Raw genomic sequence first — 14,900 nt, forward strand, 5'->3', positions numbered from 1 at the left:
TTTATAGTGCTAGCCACTTTCGAACAATTAGAGAATGTTATGAAATATAAGAACTTAGCCATTGGAATTGTACTGGCAGCGCATTTGACGGGCTGCGCCACTGTGGCAGAATTGGCCGGGGCAGATTCAGCGACCTTAAACTTAAACGCCAGCCAGAGCTATCAGCAAATGTTGCAGGAAGCTGAGCAGAAAAAGGTGCTAGATACCCGTTCTGCCACCTATAAGAAAGTCAATCGTGTGTTTTTAAAGATGAAGCCCTATGCTGATCAGATGAACCAGACCGGGCAGACCTTTGAGTGGCAGGTGGCCGTCATTAAATCGCCTGAAATTAATGCCTATGTGGCCCCGGGTGGCAAAGTAGTGTTCTATACCGGCATTGTTGAAAATCTGAAACTGACTGACAATGAAGTCGCGGCGATCATGGGCCATGAAATGGTACACGCACTGGAAGAACATGCCAAAAGTAAAATTGGCGCCCAGACCCTGACCAATCTGGCGGTTAGTATTGGCTCGCAATATGTGGGCCAGTCGGTCGGTGGTTATGGTGGTTTACTGCTGGATTTAGGCAGTCAGTTTGGGGTAGGGTTGCCTTATTCGCGTAATCTGGAAAGCCGCGCCGACAAAGGCGGTTTACTGTTAATGGCCAAAGCCGGTTATGATCCGAATGCGGCCATTACGCTCTGGCAGAAAATGAATGCCAATGATGCGCGTGGAAATAGCGCCATTGCCAAGTTTATGTCGACCCATCCCAGCAATAATGACCGTATTGCCGCGTTACAGCAGATGATGCCGGAAGCAATGCAGTATTACCGCGCTGCGAAGTAATTCAAGACTAAAGTTGCACACATCAGCACTGTCTATTCAGATGGTGCTTGCTAGAATAAAACACAGAAAAAACATTGGGTCAGGCAGGATGCATAAAAATATTTCAAGCACCATTTTCTATTCGTTATTATTTGCCATGGGCGGTGCACCGACCATTGCGATGTTGCTGATTCTGTTACAAAAGCATGATCCGAATATTATGTATCAGGCCTTTATTGGTCTGAGTGTGATTTTTGCCTGTATTTTGGTGCCACTGGTACTGATCCAAAACGCCTATTTATTCTATAAACGTAAAAATCCGGCACTGGAAGAGAAAATGGAAGTGGTTTCGCAGATGTATCTGGGCCTGAATATTTTCTGTCTGGTATTCTGGATTTTCTATCAGTTTGCCTATTAAGGCCGTATTTCGCTCGTTGCTGCTGATGTAGCTACAGTTTACACAGCACTGCCATTGTTTACATAAATGATATGATTATGAAGCCATTTCAGATTTAAAGCATTGAAATGATTTCATATAATTCATGAGTATGTGTATAGCCGAATGGCGGAGATTATTATAATGAACAAAAAATTGGTATTGAGTTTTTGTGCCGCAAGTGCAATCACTTTTTCAGGCTGTACCACCGTGGCCGATATGGCCGGTGCAGATACCGCAACCCTAAATGCAACCGCGGCGCAAAGTTATAGCCAGATGGTGCAAGATGCGCGTAACAAGGGGCAGCTGGACACCAGTTCAAGTACCTATAAACGTATTAACACGGTGTTCCAGCGTTTAACACCGGTTGCCAACCAGATGAACCAGACTGGTCAGCCATTTAGCTGGCAGCTGGCAGTATTAAAATCTGACCAGATTAATGCCTTTGTCGCGCCCGGCGGTAAAGTGGTGTTCTATACTGGTATCGTCAACAAACTGAACCTGACTGATGCCGAAATTGCTGCGATTATGGGCCATGAAATGGTGCATGCTTTAGAAGAACATGCCAAGAGTAAGATTGGCGCGCAGGCACTGACCAATCTGGCTTTAAATATCGGTTTAAGCGCTGCAGGCAGTAACGTTGGCCAGTTAGGCGCTGCAGCGGCACAATTGGGTGCACAGGTGGGTGTGGGCTTGCCATATTCACGTAATCTGGAAAGCCGTGCCGATGAAGGCGGTTTAATGCTGATGGCGCGTGGTGGCTATAACCCGCAAGCGGCAATTACCTTATGGGAAAAAATGAACCGCTTAGAAGGTGGTGGCGGGGCATCGTTCCTGTCAACTCACCCATCGAACAGCCAGCGTATTGCAGCGATGCGTGAGAACTTGCCGGCTGCTCAGGCCATTTATAACCAGAACCGTCGTTAAGCTTCTGGGTTTAAAATGGATTTAAAAATGCCTCATATGATGAGGCATTTTTTTATGCATGAGGTTGATGGAATTTGATTGAAAGCCATCAAGGCGCTGGGTTAGGCTGCTGACGTTGAATCGCTTCAATACCTTGTAAAATGTCATCGGACAGATTGACGTCAAAGGCATCGATATTTTCTTTTAGCTGCTCCAGTGAAGTCGCGCCAATAATGGTACTGGTGACAAAGAACTGTTGCTTAATAAACGCCAAAGCCAATTGGGTTAAGCTGAGGCCATGTTGCTCGGCCAGTTGCGCATATTGTTCAGTGGCCCATTCACTTTCTGGATTGCTATAGCGGCTAAAGCGTGAATACAGGGTAACACGCGCATTGGCCGGACGGGCACCATGCCGGAATTTCCCGGTTAAATAACCAAAGGCCAGAGGAGAGTAAGCCAGTAAGCCGACGCCTTCATATTTGGCAATTTCCGACATGCCAATTTCATAAGTACGATTCAGCAGGTTATAGGGGTTTTGTACGCTGACAAATTTGCTTAAACCGAGTTTTTCCGCCAGATGCAAAAACTTCATGGTGCCCCATGGGGTTTCATTGGAGAGGCCAATATAGCGAATCCGGCCGTTCTGGATTTCCTGCTGCAAGGCAGTCAGGGTTTCCTCAAGGTCGGTGACATGCTGCTGTGCATGGGCTTCGGCATTGCCATAACCCAGTTTGCCAAAGAAGTTGGTCGGGCGCTGTGGCCAGTGCAGTTGGTATAAGTCAATATAGTCGGTTTGCAGGCGTTTCAGGTTGCCATCCAGGGCAGTGCGAATATCGGTAGCGTTGTAACGGGTTTGACCATCACGAATATGGCTGCCGCCTTGAGCCGGTCCGGCAATTTTTGAGGCCAAAAACAGCTTGTCCCGTCCACCGCGCGTCTTGAGCCAGTTGCCAATCATGACTTCGGTGGCACCTTGAGTTTCTGGTTTCGGTGGCACCGGATACATTTCGGCGGTATCCCAGAAATACAGGCCACGTTCCAGCGCATAATCCAGCTGGGCAAAGGCTTCATCCTGGGTATTCTGTTCACCAAAGGTCATGGTGCCTAGACAGATTTCAGGCAATAAAATACCGGTATCAGCAAGGGGATTGAACTGCATAAGATGTCCTTATTCAAAATATCATCAAGCGAATAGGGACTAGGCTAAACCATCGCAGGCAGACTGTTAAATCAATATTTTAGGTTAGTTTGTAAATATTTTTCACATAGCGGACAGGCACAAAAAAAGGCAAATCCGAAGATTTGCCTTAAGCATGCTGCAGTTTAAAACTTATTCATCATCAAACTGTTCATCTGCTGCATCGTTCTGTTCTAAAGAGGCATCAAAAATCAGAATAGCTTTACCATCAGTTTCGATCATGCCTTGTTCTTCCAGGGTTTTCAGAACACGGCCGACCATTTCACGTGAACAGCCCACAATACGGCCAATTTCCTGACGGGTAATACGGATTTGACGGCCATTTGGCAAAATCATGGCTTCAGGCTGCGCAGACAGGTCAATCAGACAACGCGCAATACGGCCTGAAACATCAATGAAGGCCAGATCAGTCACTTTACGTGTGGTATTTTTTAAACGGCGCACCAGCTGGGCAAATACCGCATAGCTTAAATCTGGATATTGCTTGCTGAGTTCGTGGAAGTTTTCATAAGTCACTTCGGCAATTTCACAAACGTCACGTGTGCGTACTTCTGCAGTACGTTGTGGATTTGCTTCGAATAGACCCATTTCCCCAAAGAAGTCACCCGGATTCAAATACGCCACAACAATTTCGCGATCATCATCTTCACGCAGAATGATGGAAACAGATCCTTTCAGAATCAAATAAAGTGATTTTGATTCAGACCCCGCATCAACAATTGTTGTCCGTTTCGGATAACGGTTGATATATGCACGTTTTAATAATGCCTTGACTGAATCTGGTAATTGACCAGGAGACAGGGCATCGGTGCTTAATTGTGAAAAGTTTGAAGTCATGCTAACGGTTCCGAAAATGGATAAATAATAGATCGCACAAGACCTAGTATGAACTTGTCACACAGTAGAGATGAAATTCCTTATCAACTCAAATTATGTTAGTGTACAGGCACCTTGTAAATTTATAGTTTTTTTGAAGGACTTGCAATGCAAACGAGTGTTCATTGGCTAGAGAATGTTGCTTTTGAAGCAAAATCGGAAAGTGGCCATAGCGTGGTGATGGATGGTTCTGCCGAGTATGGTGGAGAAAACCGTGGACCACGTCCCATGGAGCTCATTTTAATGGGACTTGGTGGTTGTGCATCGTTTGATATTGTGACCATTTTAAAGAAATCACGTCAGGAGGTGACTGGTGTGGTTTGTCAGCTGAAAGCAGAACGTGCCGATTCGATTCCGGCGGTGTTCACCAAAATTCATCTGCACTTTGTGGTGACAGGCAAGGCAGTCAAGGAAAAGCAGGTCGCCAAGGCAGTTGAATTATCCGCAGAAAAATACTGTTCAGCCAGCAAAATGCTGTCAGATGGTGGTGTTGAAATTAGCCACGATTTCGAGATTATCGAAGCAGAATAATCATGACTGTAAAGTCATGTAGAAAGTCGGTTAATTACCGGCTTTTTTATTTTTCCATTGTGTCCCGTCCTGAAATAAGTTTACACCTTAAGAGACTTATTTTATGGAACATAAACGAGAACAACGAGTTAAACGTACACAACGTGACTATAGCTTTGCCTTTAAAATGATGGTGGTACATGAAGTAGAAAAAGGGCAAATTACTTATAAGCAAGCTCAGGCAAAATATGGTATTCAAGGAAGATCAACTGTGCTGGTATGGTTACGCAAGCACGGACAACAGGACTGGACTTCGAATATGCCGACTTCTTCTAAACGCCAATTGACACCCCAACAACGAATCCGCCAATTAGAAAAACAGTTAGCCGCAGAAAAGCTCAAAACTGAATTTATACAGGATGTGATTTATCACATTGATAAAGAGTGTGGGACTGATCTTGGAAAAAAGTATACCGAGCACGTTTCAAAGATTGGCAAAGCCAAAGAAGACTAAGCGTTTCACGTTATTGTCAGTGGTTAGGAATCACTCGACAAGCTTATTATCAAGCAGAAAAACGTGCTCAAATGACTGCACAAGTAACAGAACAAATACTCGAGTTGGTTATGGAGTATCGCTGTCTCATGCCAAGTATCGGAACACGTAAGCTGTATTGGCTTATTAAAGGCAAATTGTTGCAGCGTGGTTTAAAGTGTGGACGGGATCAGTTATTTAAAATATTGAAAGAAAATAATTTATTGATTCGCCCCAAGCGTCGTTATACAAAAACTACGGATAGCAAGCATTGGATGAAGAAGCATCCAAATTTATTAAAGGATTATTCAGCGGTGCAAGCCAATGAAGTCTTTGTCAGTGATATTACCTATGTTGAGAGTGCTGAAGGCGTACATTATTTATCCTTAGTGACAGATGCTTATACCCGCCAGATTAAAGGTTATAAGTTATCGAATGATATGCGTGCAGAGAATGTTGTGCAGGCACTACATATGGCGATGCAGCATGTGACAGATCGGGCAGCCAGGATGATTCACCATTCAGACAGAGGCTCTCAGTATTGCTCTGAACTATATCAATCGGCATTACGCCATTATGGGGTATGTCCTTCTATGACAGATGGAGGAGACTGTTACCAGAATGCATTAGCAGAGCGGATTAATGGAATATTAAAGCAGGAGTTTTTAACCACGCGATGTCAAACCATGAAGGAGTTAGATCACTTAATTGCGGAATCTATCATGATTTACAATTGTTATAGACCGCATTTAAGTTTAAATATGAACACCCCGAATCAGATGTATGAGCAAACAAAAACCGAGCTAATTGCTTAACTCGGTTTGAAGTGGAATACTGTCAATCTATTTCAGGACAAGACATTGTTTTAGACCTCGCAAAAAATTGGCCGCAATGGGCAGAGCTCTCAAAATATGTGTTTCCTGTTACATAGGTCGCAGCTGCATTACTGTATAAAAATAATCCTGATGCTGACTTGAAATTGGCCGGTCACAGACCAATATTATAATTGAGTTATATCTGTTGCATTAAAATAACACTTTGAAAAATATATGAAAAATCATTTGAAATTGCCAAAAGTACTCCCATATATGTTTCAAGTGAAAAAATTGTTGTGAGGAATAACAAGAATGCGTTTTGAAAAATTTACAAATCGCTTACAGCAAGCTCTCTCCGATGCGCAATCGCTGGCGATGGGCAAAGACCATACCGCCATTGACGGCATTCATGTCTTGGCCACTCTGTTAGAAGAAGCATCCAATGTCAGCTTGTTACAGCAGGCCGGTGCCCAGTTGCGTGATTTGCAGAGCAAGTTGCAGCAGGCACTGAATGATGCGCCAACGCTAGCCAATCCGACTGGCGACATTAATTTAAGTCCGGAAGCGGTTAAAGCCTTAAACCTGGCCGATAGCTATGCCCAGAAAGCGGGCGATGAATTCCTGTCTACCGACTGGGTATTACTGGGCCTGAGCGAAGTTGGGGCCACTAAAAGCTTATTGAACAGTATCGGTGTCAGCGCAGACAGTCTGCGTCAGGTGATTTTAAAAATTCGAGGTGATGAAAAAGTGATGAGTAATAATCATGAAGATCAACGTGATTCACTCAATAAATACACTGTAGATTTAACCGAACGTGCGCTGGCTGGCAAGCTCGATCCGGTGATTGGTCGTGATGATGAAATCCGCCGTACCGTACAGGTCTTGTCACGTCGGACCAAAAATAACCCGGTACTGATTGGTGAGCCTGGGGTCGGTAAAACCGCAATTGTAGAAGGTCTGGCACAGCGTATTGTGAATGGTGAAGTGCCAGAAAGCTTAAAAGGCAAACGCGTGTTATCGCTGGACCTGGGTTCATTGCTGGCCGGTGCCAAATATCGCGGCGAGTTTGAGGAGCGTTTAAAAGCGGTCCTGAAAGATCTGGCCAAGCATGAAGGCGAAATCATCCTGTTTATTGATGAGTTGCATACCCTGGTTGGCGCAGGTAAAGGTGATGGCGCGATGGATGCCGGCAACATGCTGAAACCGGCGCTGGCACGCGGTGAATTACGCTGCGTGGGGGCAACCACGCTCGATGAATATCGTCAGTACATTGAAAAAGATGCCGCCCTTGAGCGCCGTTTCCAGAAAGTGCTGGTCGATGAGCCAAGTGTCGAAGACACCATTGCCATTTTACGTGGTCTGAAAGAGCGTTATGAAGTCCACCACGGGGTGAAAATTCTCGACTCGGCGATTATTGCTGCAGCGAAAATGTCACATCGTTATATCACTGACCGTCAGTTGCCCGATAAAGCCATTGACCTGATTGATGAAGCAGCATCGCGCATCAAGATGGAGCTGGACTCTAAACCGGAAGCGCTGGATAAGCTGGAACGCCGTCTGATTCAGTTAAAGCTGCAACTTGAAGCTGTGAAAAAAGATGAAGATGCCGGCAGCCGTGCAGAAGTCAGTCATCTGGAAAAACAGATCGAAGACGTCCAAAAAGACTATAACGATCTGGAAGAAGTGTGGAAGTCTGAAAAAACTCTGGTCGAAGGCACTAAGCAGATTCAGGCGCAGCTGGATCAGGCGCGTATTGCCTTGCAAAAAGCACAGCGTGAAAATGATCTGGGCGAGATGTCGCGTCTGCAATATGGCGTGATTCCGGAACTGGAAAAACAGCTGGCCCAAGATGAGCTGGTGGAAGAGAAAGAAGAACCGAAGTTATTGCGCAATAAAGTCACCGATAACGAAATTGCGGAAGTGGTCAGCGCAGCCACCGGTATTCCGGTTGCGAAAATGCTGCAAGGCGAGCGTGAAAAACTGCTGCAAATGGAAAGCTTCCTGCATCAGCGTGTGGTAGGGCAGGATGAAGCGGTGATTGCGGTATCGAACGCAGTGCGACGTTCGCGTGCCGGGTTGTCGGATCCGAACCGTCCAAGTGGTTCTTTCCTGTTCCTGGGTCCAACCGGTGTTGGTAAGACCGAGTTAACCAAAGCCTTGGCCAACTTCCTGTTTGACAGCGATGACGCCATGATCCGGATTGATATGTCCGAATTTATGGAAAAACATTCAGTCAGTCGTCTGGTCGGTGCGCCTCCGGGCTATGTCGGCTATGAAGAAGGCGGGGTATTAACCGAAGCCGTACGCCGTAAACCATATAGCGTGGTGCTGTTTGATGAGGTGGAGAAAGCCCATCCGGATGTATTTAACATCTTGCTGCAGGTGCTGGATGATGGTCGCTTGACCGACTCGCAGGGCCGTGTGGTGGACTTTAAAAACACCGTGATTGTAATGACCTCGAACCTGGGTTCAAGCGATGTGCGTGAACTGGGCGATAATCCAAGCCGTGACGATGTACGCAATGTAGTGATGGCGGCCGTGTCTGAGCATTTCCGTCCGGAGTTTATCAACCGTATTGATGAGCTGGTAGTATTCCATGCCCTGGAAAAAGCGCAGATTCGTGGTATTGCCGATATCCAGCTGGACCGTTTACGTGCCCGTCTGGCCGACCGCGATATCAAGTTAACGGTAGATGATTCTGCCTTTGACCAGCTGATTGAAGCCGGTTTTGACCCAGTTTACGGTGCGCGTCCATTAAAACGTGCCATCCAGCAACAGGTAGAAAATAATCTGGCGCAGAAAATTCTGGCCGGTGACTTCCAGCCGGGAGATACCATTGTGATTACGGCAGATGCAGGCCAACTGGATTTCCAGAAGCTGAAACTGAACTAATCCGCACACGGTTCATCTAAACTGTTTAATCAAAGACCTGGCTTCGGCCGGGTTTTTTTATGGAGGTATCTGCAGCAAAAAGCCGGGCAGATGTAGCGATTCACTCTGCAAAGTAAGTCCACGCTGGATGATGAGTGACAGCGTAAAGTTTCCGATGTAAAAAAAGCCTGCTATGGGGTAGCAGGCTTTTTATTGCTAATCGAATGAACTGTGAATAGAAAAGGATTAAATCATCCTTTACCATTCACATTTTAGATTTGTGGATGCTGGATTTTCCAGGCGCGGTGAATCTTCTGGTTACGCTTGAAATCTGGACCAATGGTTTCATGGCTGATTTCCTGGATATCAAACAGCGCTGGCAAGGTTTCATCCATTTCAAAACCGCGATAGTTATTCGAGAAGTACAGGGTGCCTTCTGTGGTTAAACGGTTCATGGCGCGTTTAATTAGCGAAACATGGTCACGTTGTACATCAAAAGTGCCGTAGAATTTTTTCGAGTTGGAGAAGGTGGGCGGATCAATAAAGATCAGGTCATATTGCTCATGACCTTCTTTTAGCCACTCAAAACAGTCGCTGGCAAAGAACTGGTGTTGTTCATCGGTATGGTCGACGGTTAAGCCGTTTAAGACAAAGTTTTCTTTGGACCAGTTCAAATAGGTGTTGGACAAGTCCACACTGGTGGTGCTGGCTGCGCCGCCTAAAGCAGCATGCAAACTCGCCGTTGATGTATAGCTGTACAGATTGAGGAAATGCTTGCCTTTAGCTTCTTTGGCAATACGTAAACGAATCTGGCGATGGTCCAGGAATAGGCCGGTATCCAGATAGTCGGTGAGGTTAACCAGAATCTTGGCCTGACCCTCCTGCACAATAAAGCGTTTCGATGCGGTACTTTGTTTGGTGTACTGGTTTTTACCTTCCTGACGGGCACGGGTTTTAATAAACACGGCATCACGGCCTAAACCGGTCACGGCACGAATCGCTTGCAGCGCCAGGTTAAAGCGTTTTTTTGCTTTTTCAGGATCAATTTTCTTCGGTGGTGCATATTCCTGCACATGCAGACGATCACCATATAAATCGACCGCGACATTAAAGTCCGGTAAATCGGCATCGTATAAACGCAGACAATAGACGTTTTCTTTAACCGCCCATTTCTTTAAGGCCTGCATGTTTTTTTGCAGACGGTTGGTAAAGTCTTCGGCACCTTCAATCGGTTCAAACTGCTGTGGCTGCCAGTCGGCCAGGAATGGTTTTACTACTGCCGATGGTTTGACCGTACCAAAACGAATGTAAATTGGCAGCTTACCATTCATTAAACGTAAGGTTTGCGGCTCATTAAATGCCAGCACATCGGCCTGTTCCACCTGGGCTGCAATGACAGCAGCAGACTGGTTCGGGAAATGTTTTTGTAGCAGGGCAGACAGACCTAAATACAAGGCACGGTTTGAGGCTTTATCCCCCAGACGTTCACCATACGGCGGGTTGGTCACCACAAAGGCAGTTTTGCCTTCGGCCTGAAAATCTGGCCAGTCTGACAAGGTGCGTTCTTCAATCTGGATATGATCGAGCAGACGTTCAAAACCGGCAGCAATAATATTCTGCTTGGTGGCTTTGACTGCTTCCCAGTCGGCATCAAAAGCATAGAATTTTGGCAGTGGCTGTTCCAGCGCCTGTTGATGACGCTCAGCCGCTTCTGCCTTTAATGACATCCACAGTTCATGGTCATGGCCATTCCAGCCATTAAAGCCAAAACGGCGTACCAGACCTGGCGCACGGTCGGTTAAAATCAGCAGGGATTCAATAATAAAGGTGCCTGAACCACACATTGGGTCCAGAATAATGTCCGGATTTTTTTCTTTGAGTTTGGCTTTTTGCAAAATTGCCGCGGCCAGGTTTTCTTTAATTGGCGCATCGGTCATAAAACGGCGGTAGCCACGTTTATGTAGCGAATCCCCGGACAAGTCTAGGCAATAGGTATGCTCGGTTTTACCGGCCAGAATATAGAGGGTAATTTCCGGTTGCTTGGTGTCAATACTTGGACGGCGGCCTACCGCTTCCATAAAGGAATCGACCACACCATCTTTGGTGCGTAAGGTGGCAAACTGGGTATTGACCTTGATTTCACGTTCCACATGCAGGCGAATGGCAAAGGTGCTTTGTGGTGCAAAAATCAGTGACCAGTCGAAGCTGATTGCACCTTCATAAAGCTCTTCAGCTACATCACGTGCGTCGTGATGGCGTTCCAGCTCATAAGTGTGAATTGGCATTAAGACACGGGAAGCCAAACGTGACCACATACAAATGCGATACGCCTGTTCCAAGCTGCCTTTGAAAATTAAACGACCCGGTAAACGTTCAATATTTTGAACCCCTAAACCTTCTAATTCCTCTTGAAGCAAGGTTTCAAGTCCATCTGCACAGGTGACCCAGTATGTAGAAAGACGCGGTTTCGAATGCATGTAAATTTCCAAAAGCAACAAAGCAATCTGATATTTTAACGTATTTTCACGGCTTTGGGCGGATGTTGTGCCGAAGATATACAAGATTTATTTGTACTAAAACCCACTTAAATTTGATCCATTTTCTGTGCTTCCTAACGGTTGGTATACATTTTGCACAATGGATAACGATAACGAAAAATGACCTTAATTTTAAAATTGGAGAACGGGGAAATATGCGAGTCGAAAGCAGTGATCAGTTAATTGTCCACAATGAAGCCTTTTCAGTGGCCACCTTATTGTATACACGTTTACGCCGGGTCAGCGGCAGGGTAATTGATGCCTTGTATCTGGTCGATCATCCGGGCTATGCCAAAGATGTGATTGAGTTGGCCTTAGCCACCAGAGATGCCGAATTAAGCCGTTATGCTGAACGGCTGACCAAACTACTGGATTTAAATGTACCGTTGCTAAACCCGTTAGATGAGGTCATCGACGAGCAGGTTGAACCAGAAATTACCGAGGAGGAAATTTACCGGGCACAGGTGTCGCATCATTATATTGGTGCCTTGCGTTAAAACCACCATCATCCAGATCAACAAGCTCTCGATTCTGAGGGCTTTTTTTATCTATCACTCAAAAATAGCCTAAGCAATATTGATCAAAACTGGTTGAATTATTCTGTTGAATTTATGGTAATGATTGAAGAAAACTTGATTCCTTGACAGGAAAAGGGCTTTAAATGTTGAAATCTTCAGCGCCATCTTTTGGGAATCTCTGTATAATACGTTGACTTAACGTATAAGGAATCTCTCATGCACTTGGCGGCATTGCATACTCCGAGCCAGATTCAACTCAATAAAGATGGAAATCTAAAACATTTCATCACCATCGAAGGGCTTTCCAAACAAACCCTCACCAAAATTTTGGACACCGCGCAGTCCTTTTTTAATGACCAAAATCAGCTGATCACTAACAACCTGCTGGAAGGTCGTACGGTTATGAACCTGTTTTTTGAGAATTCAACCCGTACCCGTACCACCTTTGAAGCTGCAGCCAAACGTCTTTCGGCCAACGTGCTTAACATTGACATTGCCCGTTCCAGTACCTCTAAAGGCGAAACCCTGCGCGATACGCTGTGGAACTTGGAAGCCATGGCCGCCGATATTTTTGTGGTGCGTCACTCCTCTTCAGGTGCAGCGCATTTTATTGCCAAAGATGTCTGTCCAAATATCGCAATTATTAATGCCGGAGATGGCCGTCATGCCCATCCGACTCAAGCGATGCTGGATATGCTAACCATTCGCCGTGAAACCAAAAAAGACTTTGCTGACATGAGCATTGCCATTATTGGTGATATTAAACATTCACGCGTGGCACGTTCTGATGTGGCGGCGTTGCAAACTTTAGGCTGTAAAGATATCCGCGTGATTGCACCGAATACCTTGCTGCCATTTGGTTTTGGAGAATACGGAGCCGATGTACGCCTGTTTAATAAAATGGAAGATGGCATCCGTGACTGTGATGTGATTATTACCTTGCGTATCCAGAATGAACGGATTGATTCACCGGCGCTGTCCTCACCGGCAGAATTCTACAAAATGTATGGCCTGAACAAAGAGCGTCTGGCGCTGGCCAAACCGGATTGTATCGTGATGCACCCGGGACCGATGAACCGTGGTGTGGAAATTGATTCCAGCATTGCCGATGGCCCGCAATCGGTGATTTTAAATCAGGTGACCAATGGTATTGCGGTGCGTATGGCGGTGCTGGCACTGGCGATGCAGGGTCAGTTGCAGGAACAAGGTTTAATTGAAGCGATTGCGGTATAAGGAATCAGTCATGCGTATTGTAAAAATTGAAAATGTCCGCGTTCTTGATCCAATGCAAAAGACTGATCGCGTGCAAACGGTATATCTGGAAAATGGCAAGCTGGTTGCAGAAACAGCAGATGTGACTGAAACCATTGATGGGCAAGGCAAATGGCTGATGCCAACCATGGTCGATCTGTGCGCGCGGATGCGTGAACCGGGTCAGCAGCAGCACGGCACCTTAAAATCTGAAGGCAAGGCAGCACGTGAAAACGGTATTCTGCACGTATTTACTCCACCAGATTCCAAGCCGATTGTGCAGGACAATGGTGCCTTAATTCATGGTCTGGTCGAAAAAGCCATGCTGGATGGTGGTATTTATTTACAGGTGATTGGCGCACAAACCCAAGGCTTGCAAGGCAAACAGCCTGCCAATATGGCCGGTCTGAAAAAGGGCGGCTGTACCGCAGTTTCCAATGCCAATGCATCCTTTGCCGATGATGATGTCGTGATTCGCACGCTGGAATATGCAGCCGGTCTGGACCTGACCGTGGTGTTCTATGCCGAAGAACCGCAAATTGCCAAAGATGGCTGTGTGCATGAAGGCTTTATTGCTTCACGTCAGGGCTTGCCTATGATTCCGGCGCTGGCCGAAACCGTAGCCATTGCCAAATACCTGTTGATGATTGAAGCGACCAAAGTCCGTGCGCATTTCGGTTTACTGTCCTGTGGCGCTTCGGTCGAGCTGATTAAAATTGCCAAAGAAAAAGGCCTGCCAGTAACCTGTGATGTGGCAATGCATCAGCTGCATTTAACCGATCAGGTGATTGATGGCTTTAACTCGCTGGCGCATGTACGTCCACCGCTACGTGCTGAAAAAGACAAAGAATTGCTGCGTCAGGGCTTAAAAGATGGCGTAATTGATGCGATCTGTACCCATCATGAACCCTTAAGCAGTTCGGCCAAAATGGCACCGTTTGCTGAAACCTTACCGGGCTTTACCGCTTTTGATACCTTTGTGCCCTTGGGTGTGCAACTGGTTGAGGAAGGTCTGTTCAGTCCATTGGAATGGGTGCATACCGTGACACTGGCACCGGCGACGGTTGCGCAAATGGCAGATCGCTGGATGCAGGAAGCTGGCTGGATTCTGGTCGATCCTGAACTGGAGTGGACGCTGGACAAAGACAGCATTCTGTCCCAAGGCAAGAATACACCGCTGATTCAGCAAACCGTGAAAGGCAAGGTAATTCAGACTTTCCTGGCCTAAATTCACCTGTTCAAGAGCCAGCATTTGCTGGCTTTTTTATGTTTTAATTTAAGTACATAAAGAAAAACACAATTATTTACAACGTCTAAAAAATGACCAGATACACTAAAAAATGCGAGTAGAACAATGACAAAAATGAGGCCATATCATGCAAACCAGATTGATAGAATTATTGAAAAATAGCGTGTCATCCATTGTGCTAGACGGGGAAACGGATTACCTCATTGAGAAAAACCGTGCCTTAAATGATTTTTATCCGGTATTTTTATCGGTGTTAAGACACCGGCCATCCCATTGCTGTCCCACAATTTTTCACAAGAGGAAGCTCATTTGAGCTTCCTCTTGTTTTATGGGTATTTTATCGGGTGAAAATAAAGCTTTTAAAGTTCTTCTTTCAAACAAATTCACTTGAATTATT

General features: G+C 45.9%; 12 protein-coding genes. 9 read left to right on the forward strand and 3 right to left on the reverse strand.

Annotation, left to right across the window (positions count from 1 at the left end; all coding sequences use genetic code 11):
- Positions 1-39: 39 nt before the first annotated feature.
- From FTU50_RS10585 to FTU50_RS10595, 3 genes are all read left to right on the forward strand, one after another.
- Positions 40-825 carry a M48 family metallopeptidase gene (locus FTU50_RS10585; RefSeq protein WP_075166666.1) on the forward strand — a complete coding sequence of 262 codons (786 nt, stop codon included), beginning with the start codon at positions 40-42 and terminating at the stop codon, positions 823-825.
- 88 nt (positions 826-913) lie between these two features.
- A complete protein-coding gene (locus FTU50_RS10590; protein ID WP_005177024.1) occupies positions 914-1,222 on the forward strand; it encodes a hypothetical protein in 309 nt (102 codons plus the stop codon).
- A 162-nt stretch (positions 1,223-1,384) separates the two neighbouring features.
- Positions 1,385-2,167, forward strand: coding sequence for a M48 family metallopeptidase (locus FTU50_RS10595; RefSeq protein ID WP_005177027.1), 783 nt, complete (start codon positions 1,385-1,387; stop codon positions 2,165-2,167).
- Between the two features lie 88 nt (positions 2,168-2,255).
- On the opposite strand, the gene FTU50_RS10600 is transcribed toward FTU50_RS10595, so the two are convergent.
- On the reverse strand, positions 2,256-3,305 hold the full coding sequence (locus FTU50_RS10600) for an NADP(H)-dependent aldo-keto reductase (protein ID WP_180055079.1): 1,050 nt from the start codon (positions 3,303-3,305) through the stop codon (positions 2,256-2,258).
- 171 nt (positions 3,306-3,476) lie between these two features.
- Complete coding sequence (gene crp, locus FTU50_RS10605; protein WP_005177031.1) at positions 3,477-4,181, reverse strand: cAMP-activated global transcriptional regulator CRP; 705 nt, start codon at positions 4,179-4,181, stop codon at positions 3,477-3,479.
- 147 nt (positions 4,182-4,328) lie between these two features.
- Between crp and FTU50_RS10610 the strand changes: the two genes are divergently transcribed.
- The 3 genes from FTU50_RS10610 (at position 4,329) to clpB (ending at position 8,969) form a co-directional block, all read left to right on the forward strand.
- Positions 4,329-4,751, forward strand: coding sequence for an OsmC family protein (locus FTU50_RS10610; protein WP_180045938.1), 423 nt, complete (start codon positions 4,329-4,331; stop codon positions 4,749-4,751).
- A gap of 103 nt (positions 4,752-4,854) precedes the next feature.
- A protein-coding gene (locus FTU50_RS10615) for an IS3 family transposase (protein ID WP_180055341.1) occupies positions 4,855-6,077 on the forward strand; the annotation gives its coding sequence in 2 pieces (ribosomal slippage) (positions 4,855-5,191 and positions 5,191-6,077; 1,224 coding nt in all).
- Positions 6,078-6,389: 312 nt separating this feature from the next.
- Entirely contained in the window at positions 6,390-8,969 is a 2,580-nt protein-coding gene (gene clpB, locus FTU50_RS10620; protein WP_005177034.1) for an ATP-dependent chaperone ClpB, read from the forward strand.
- A 251-nt stretch (positions 8,970-9,220) separates the two neighbouring features.
- Here the strand turns inward: clpB and rlmKL are convergent, their stop codons facing one another.
- The gene (rlmKL, locus tag FTU50_RS10625; protein ID WP_180045940.1) at positions 9,221-11,425 is read right to left on the reverse strand and encodes a bifunctional 23S rRNA (guanine(2069)-N(7))-methyltransferase RlmK/23S rRNA (guanine(2445)-N(2))-methyltransferase RlmL; all 2,205 of its coding nucleotides are present in this window, start codon (positions 11,423-11,425) and stop codon (positions 9,221-9,223) included.
- 215 nt (positions 11,426-11,640) lie between these two features.
- Between rlmKL and FTU50_RS10630 the strand changes: the two genes are divergently transcribed.
- The 3 genes from FTU50_RS10630 (at position 11,641) to FTU50_RS10640 (ending at position 14,482) form a co-directional block, all read left to right on the forward strand.
- The gene (locus FTU50_RS10630) at positions 11,641-11,982 is read left to right on the forward strand and encodes a hypothetical protein (RefSeq protein ID WP_180045942.1); all 342 of its coding nucleotides are present in this window, start codon (positions 11,641-11,643) and stop codon (positions 11,980-11,982) included.
- Between the two features lie 237 nt (positions 11,983-12,219).
- Complete coding sequence (locus FTU50_RS10635) at positions 12,220-13,236, forward strand: aspartate carbamoyltransferase catalytic subunit (protein ID WP_152342319.1); 1,017 nt, start codon at positions 12,220-12,222, stop codon at positions 13,234-13,236.
- Between the two features lie 10 nt (positions 13,237-13,246).
- Positions 13,247-14,482 (forward strand): dihydroorotase, encoded by a 1,236-nt coding sequence (locus tag FTU50_RS10640; protein WP_075174772.1) that lies wholly within the window; start codon positions 13,247-13,249, stop codon positions 14,480-14,482.
- Positions 14,483-14,900: the final 418 nt, after the last annotated feature.

Source organism: Acinetobacter sp. YH12112 (assembly GCF_013418945.1).
Lineage (GTDB): Bacteria > Pseudomonadota > Gammaproteobacteria > Pseudomonadales > Moraxellaceae > Acinetobacter > Acinetobacter indicus.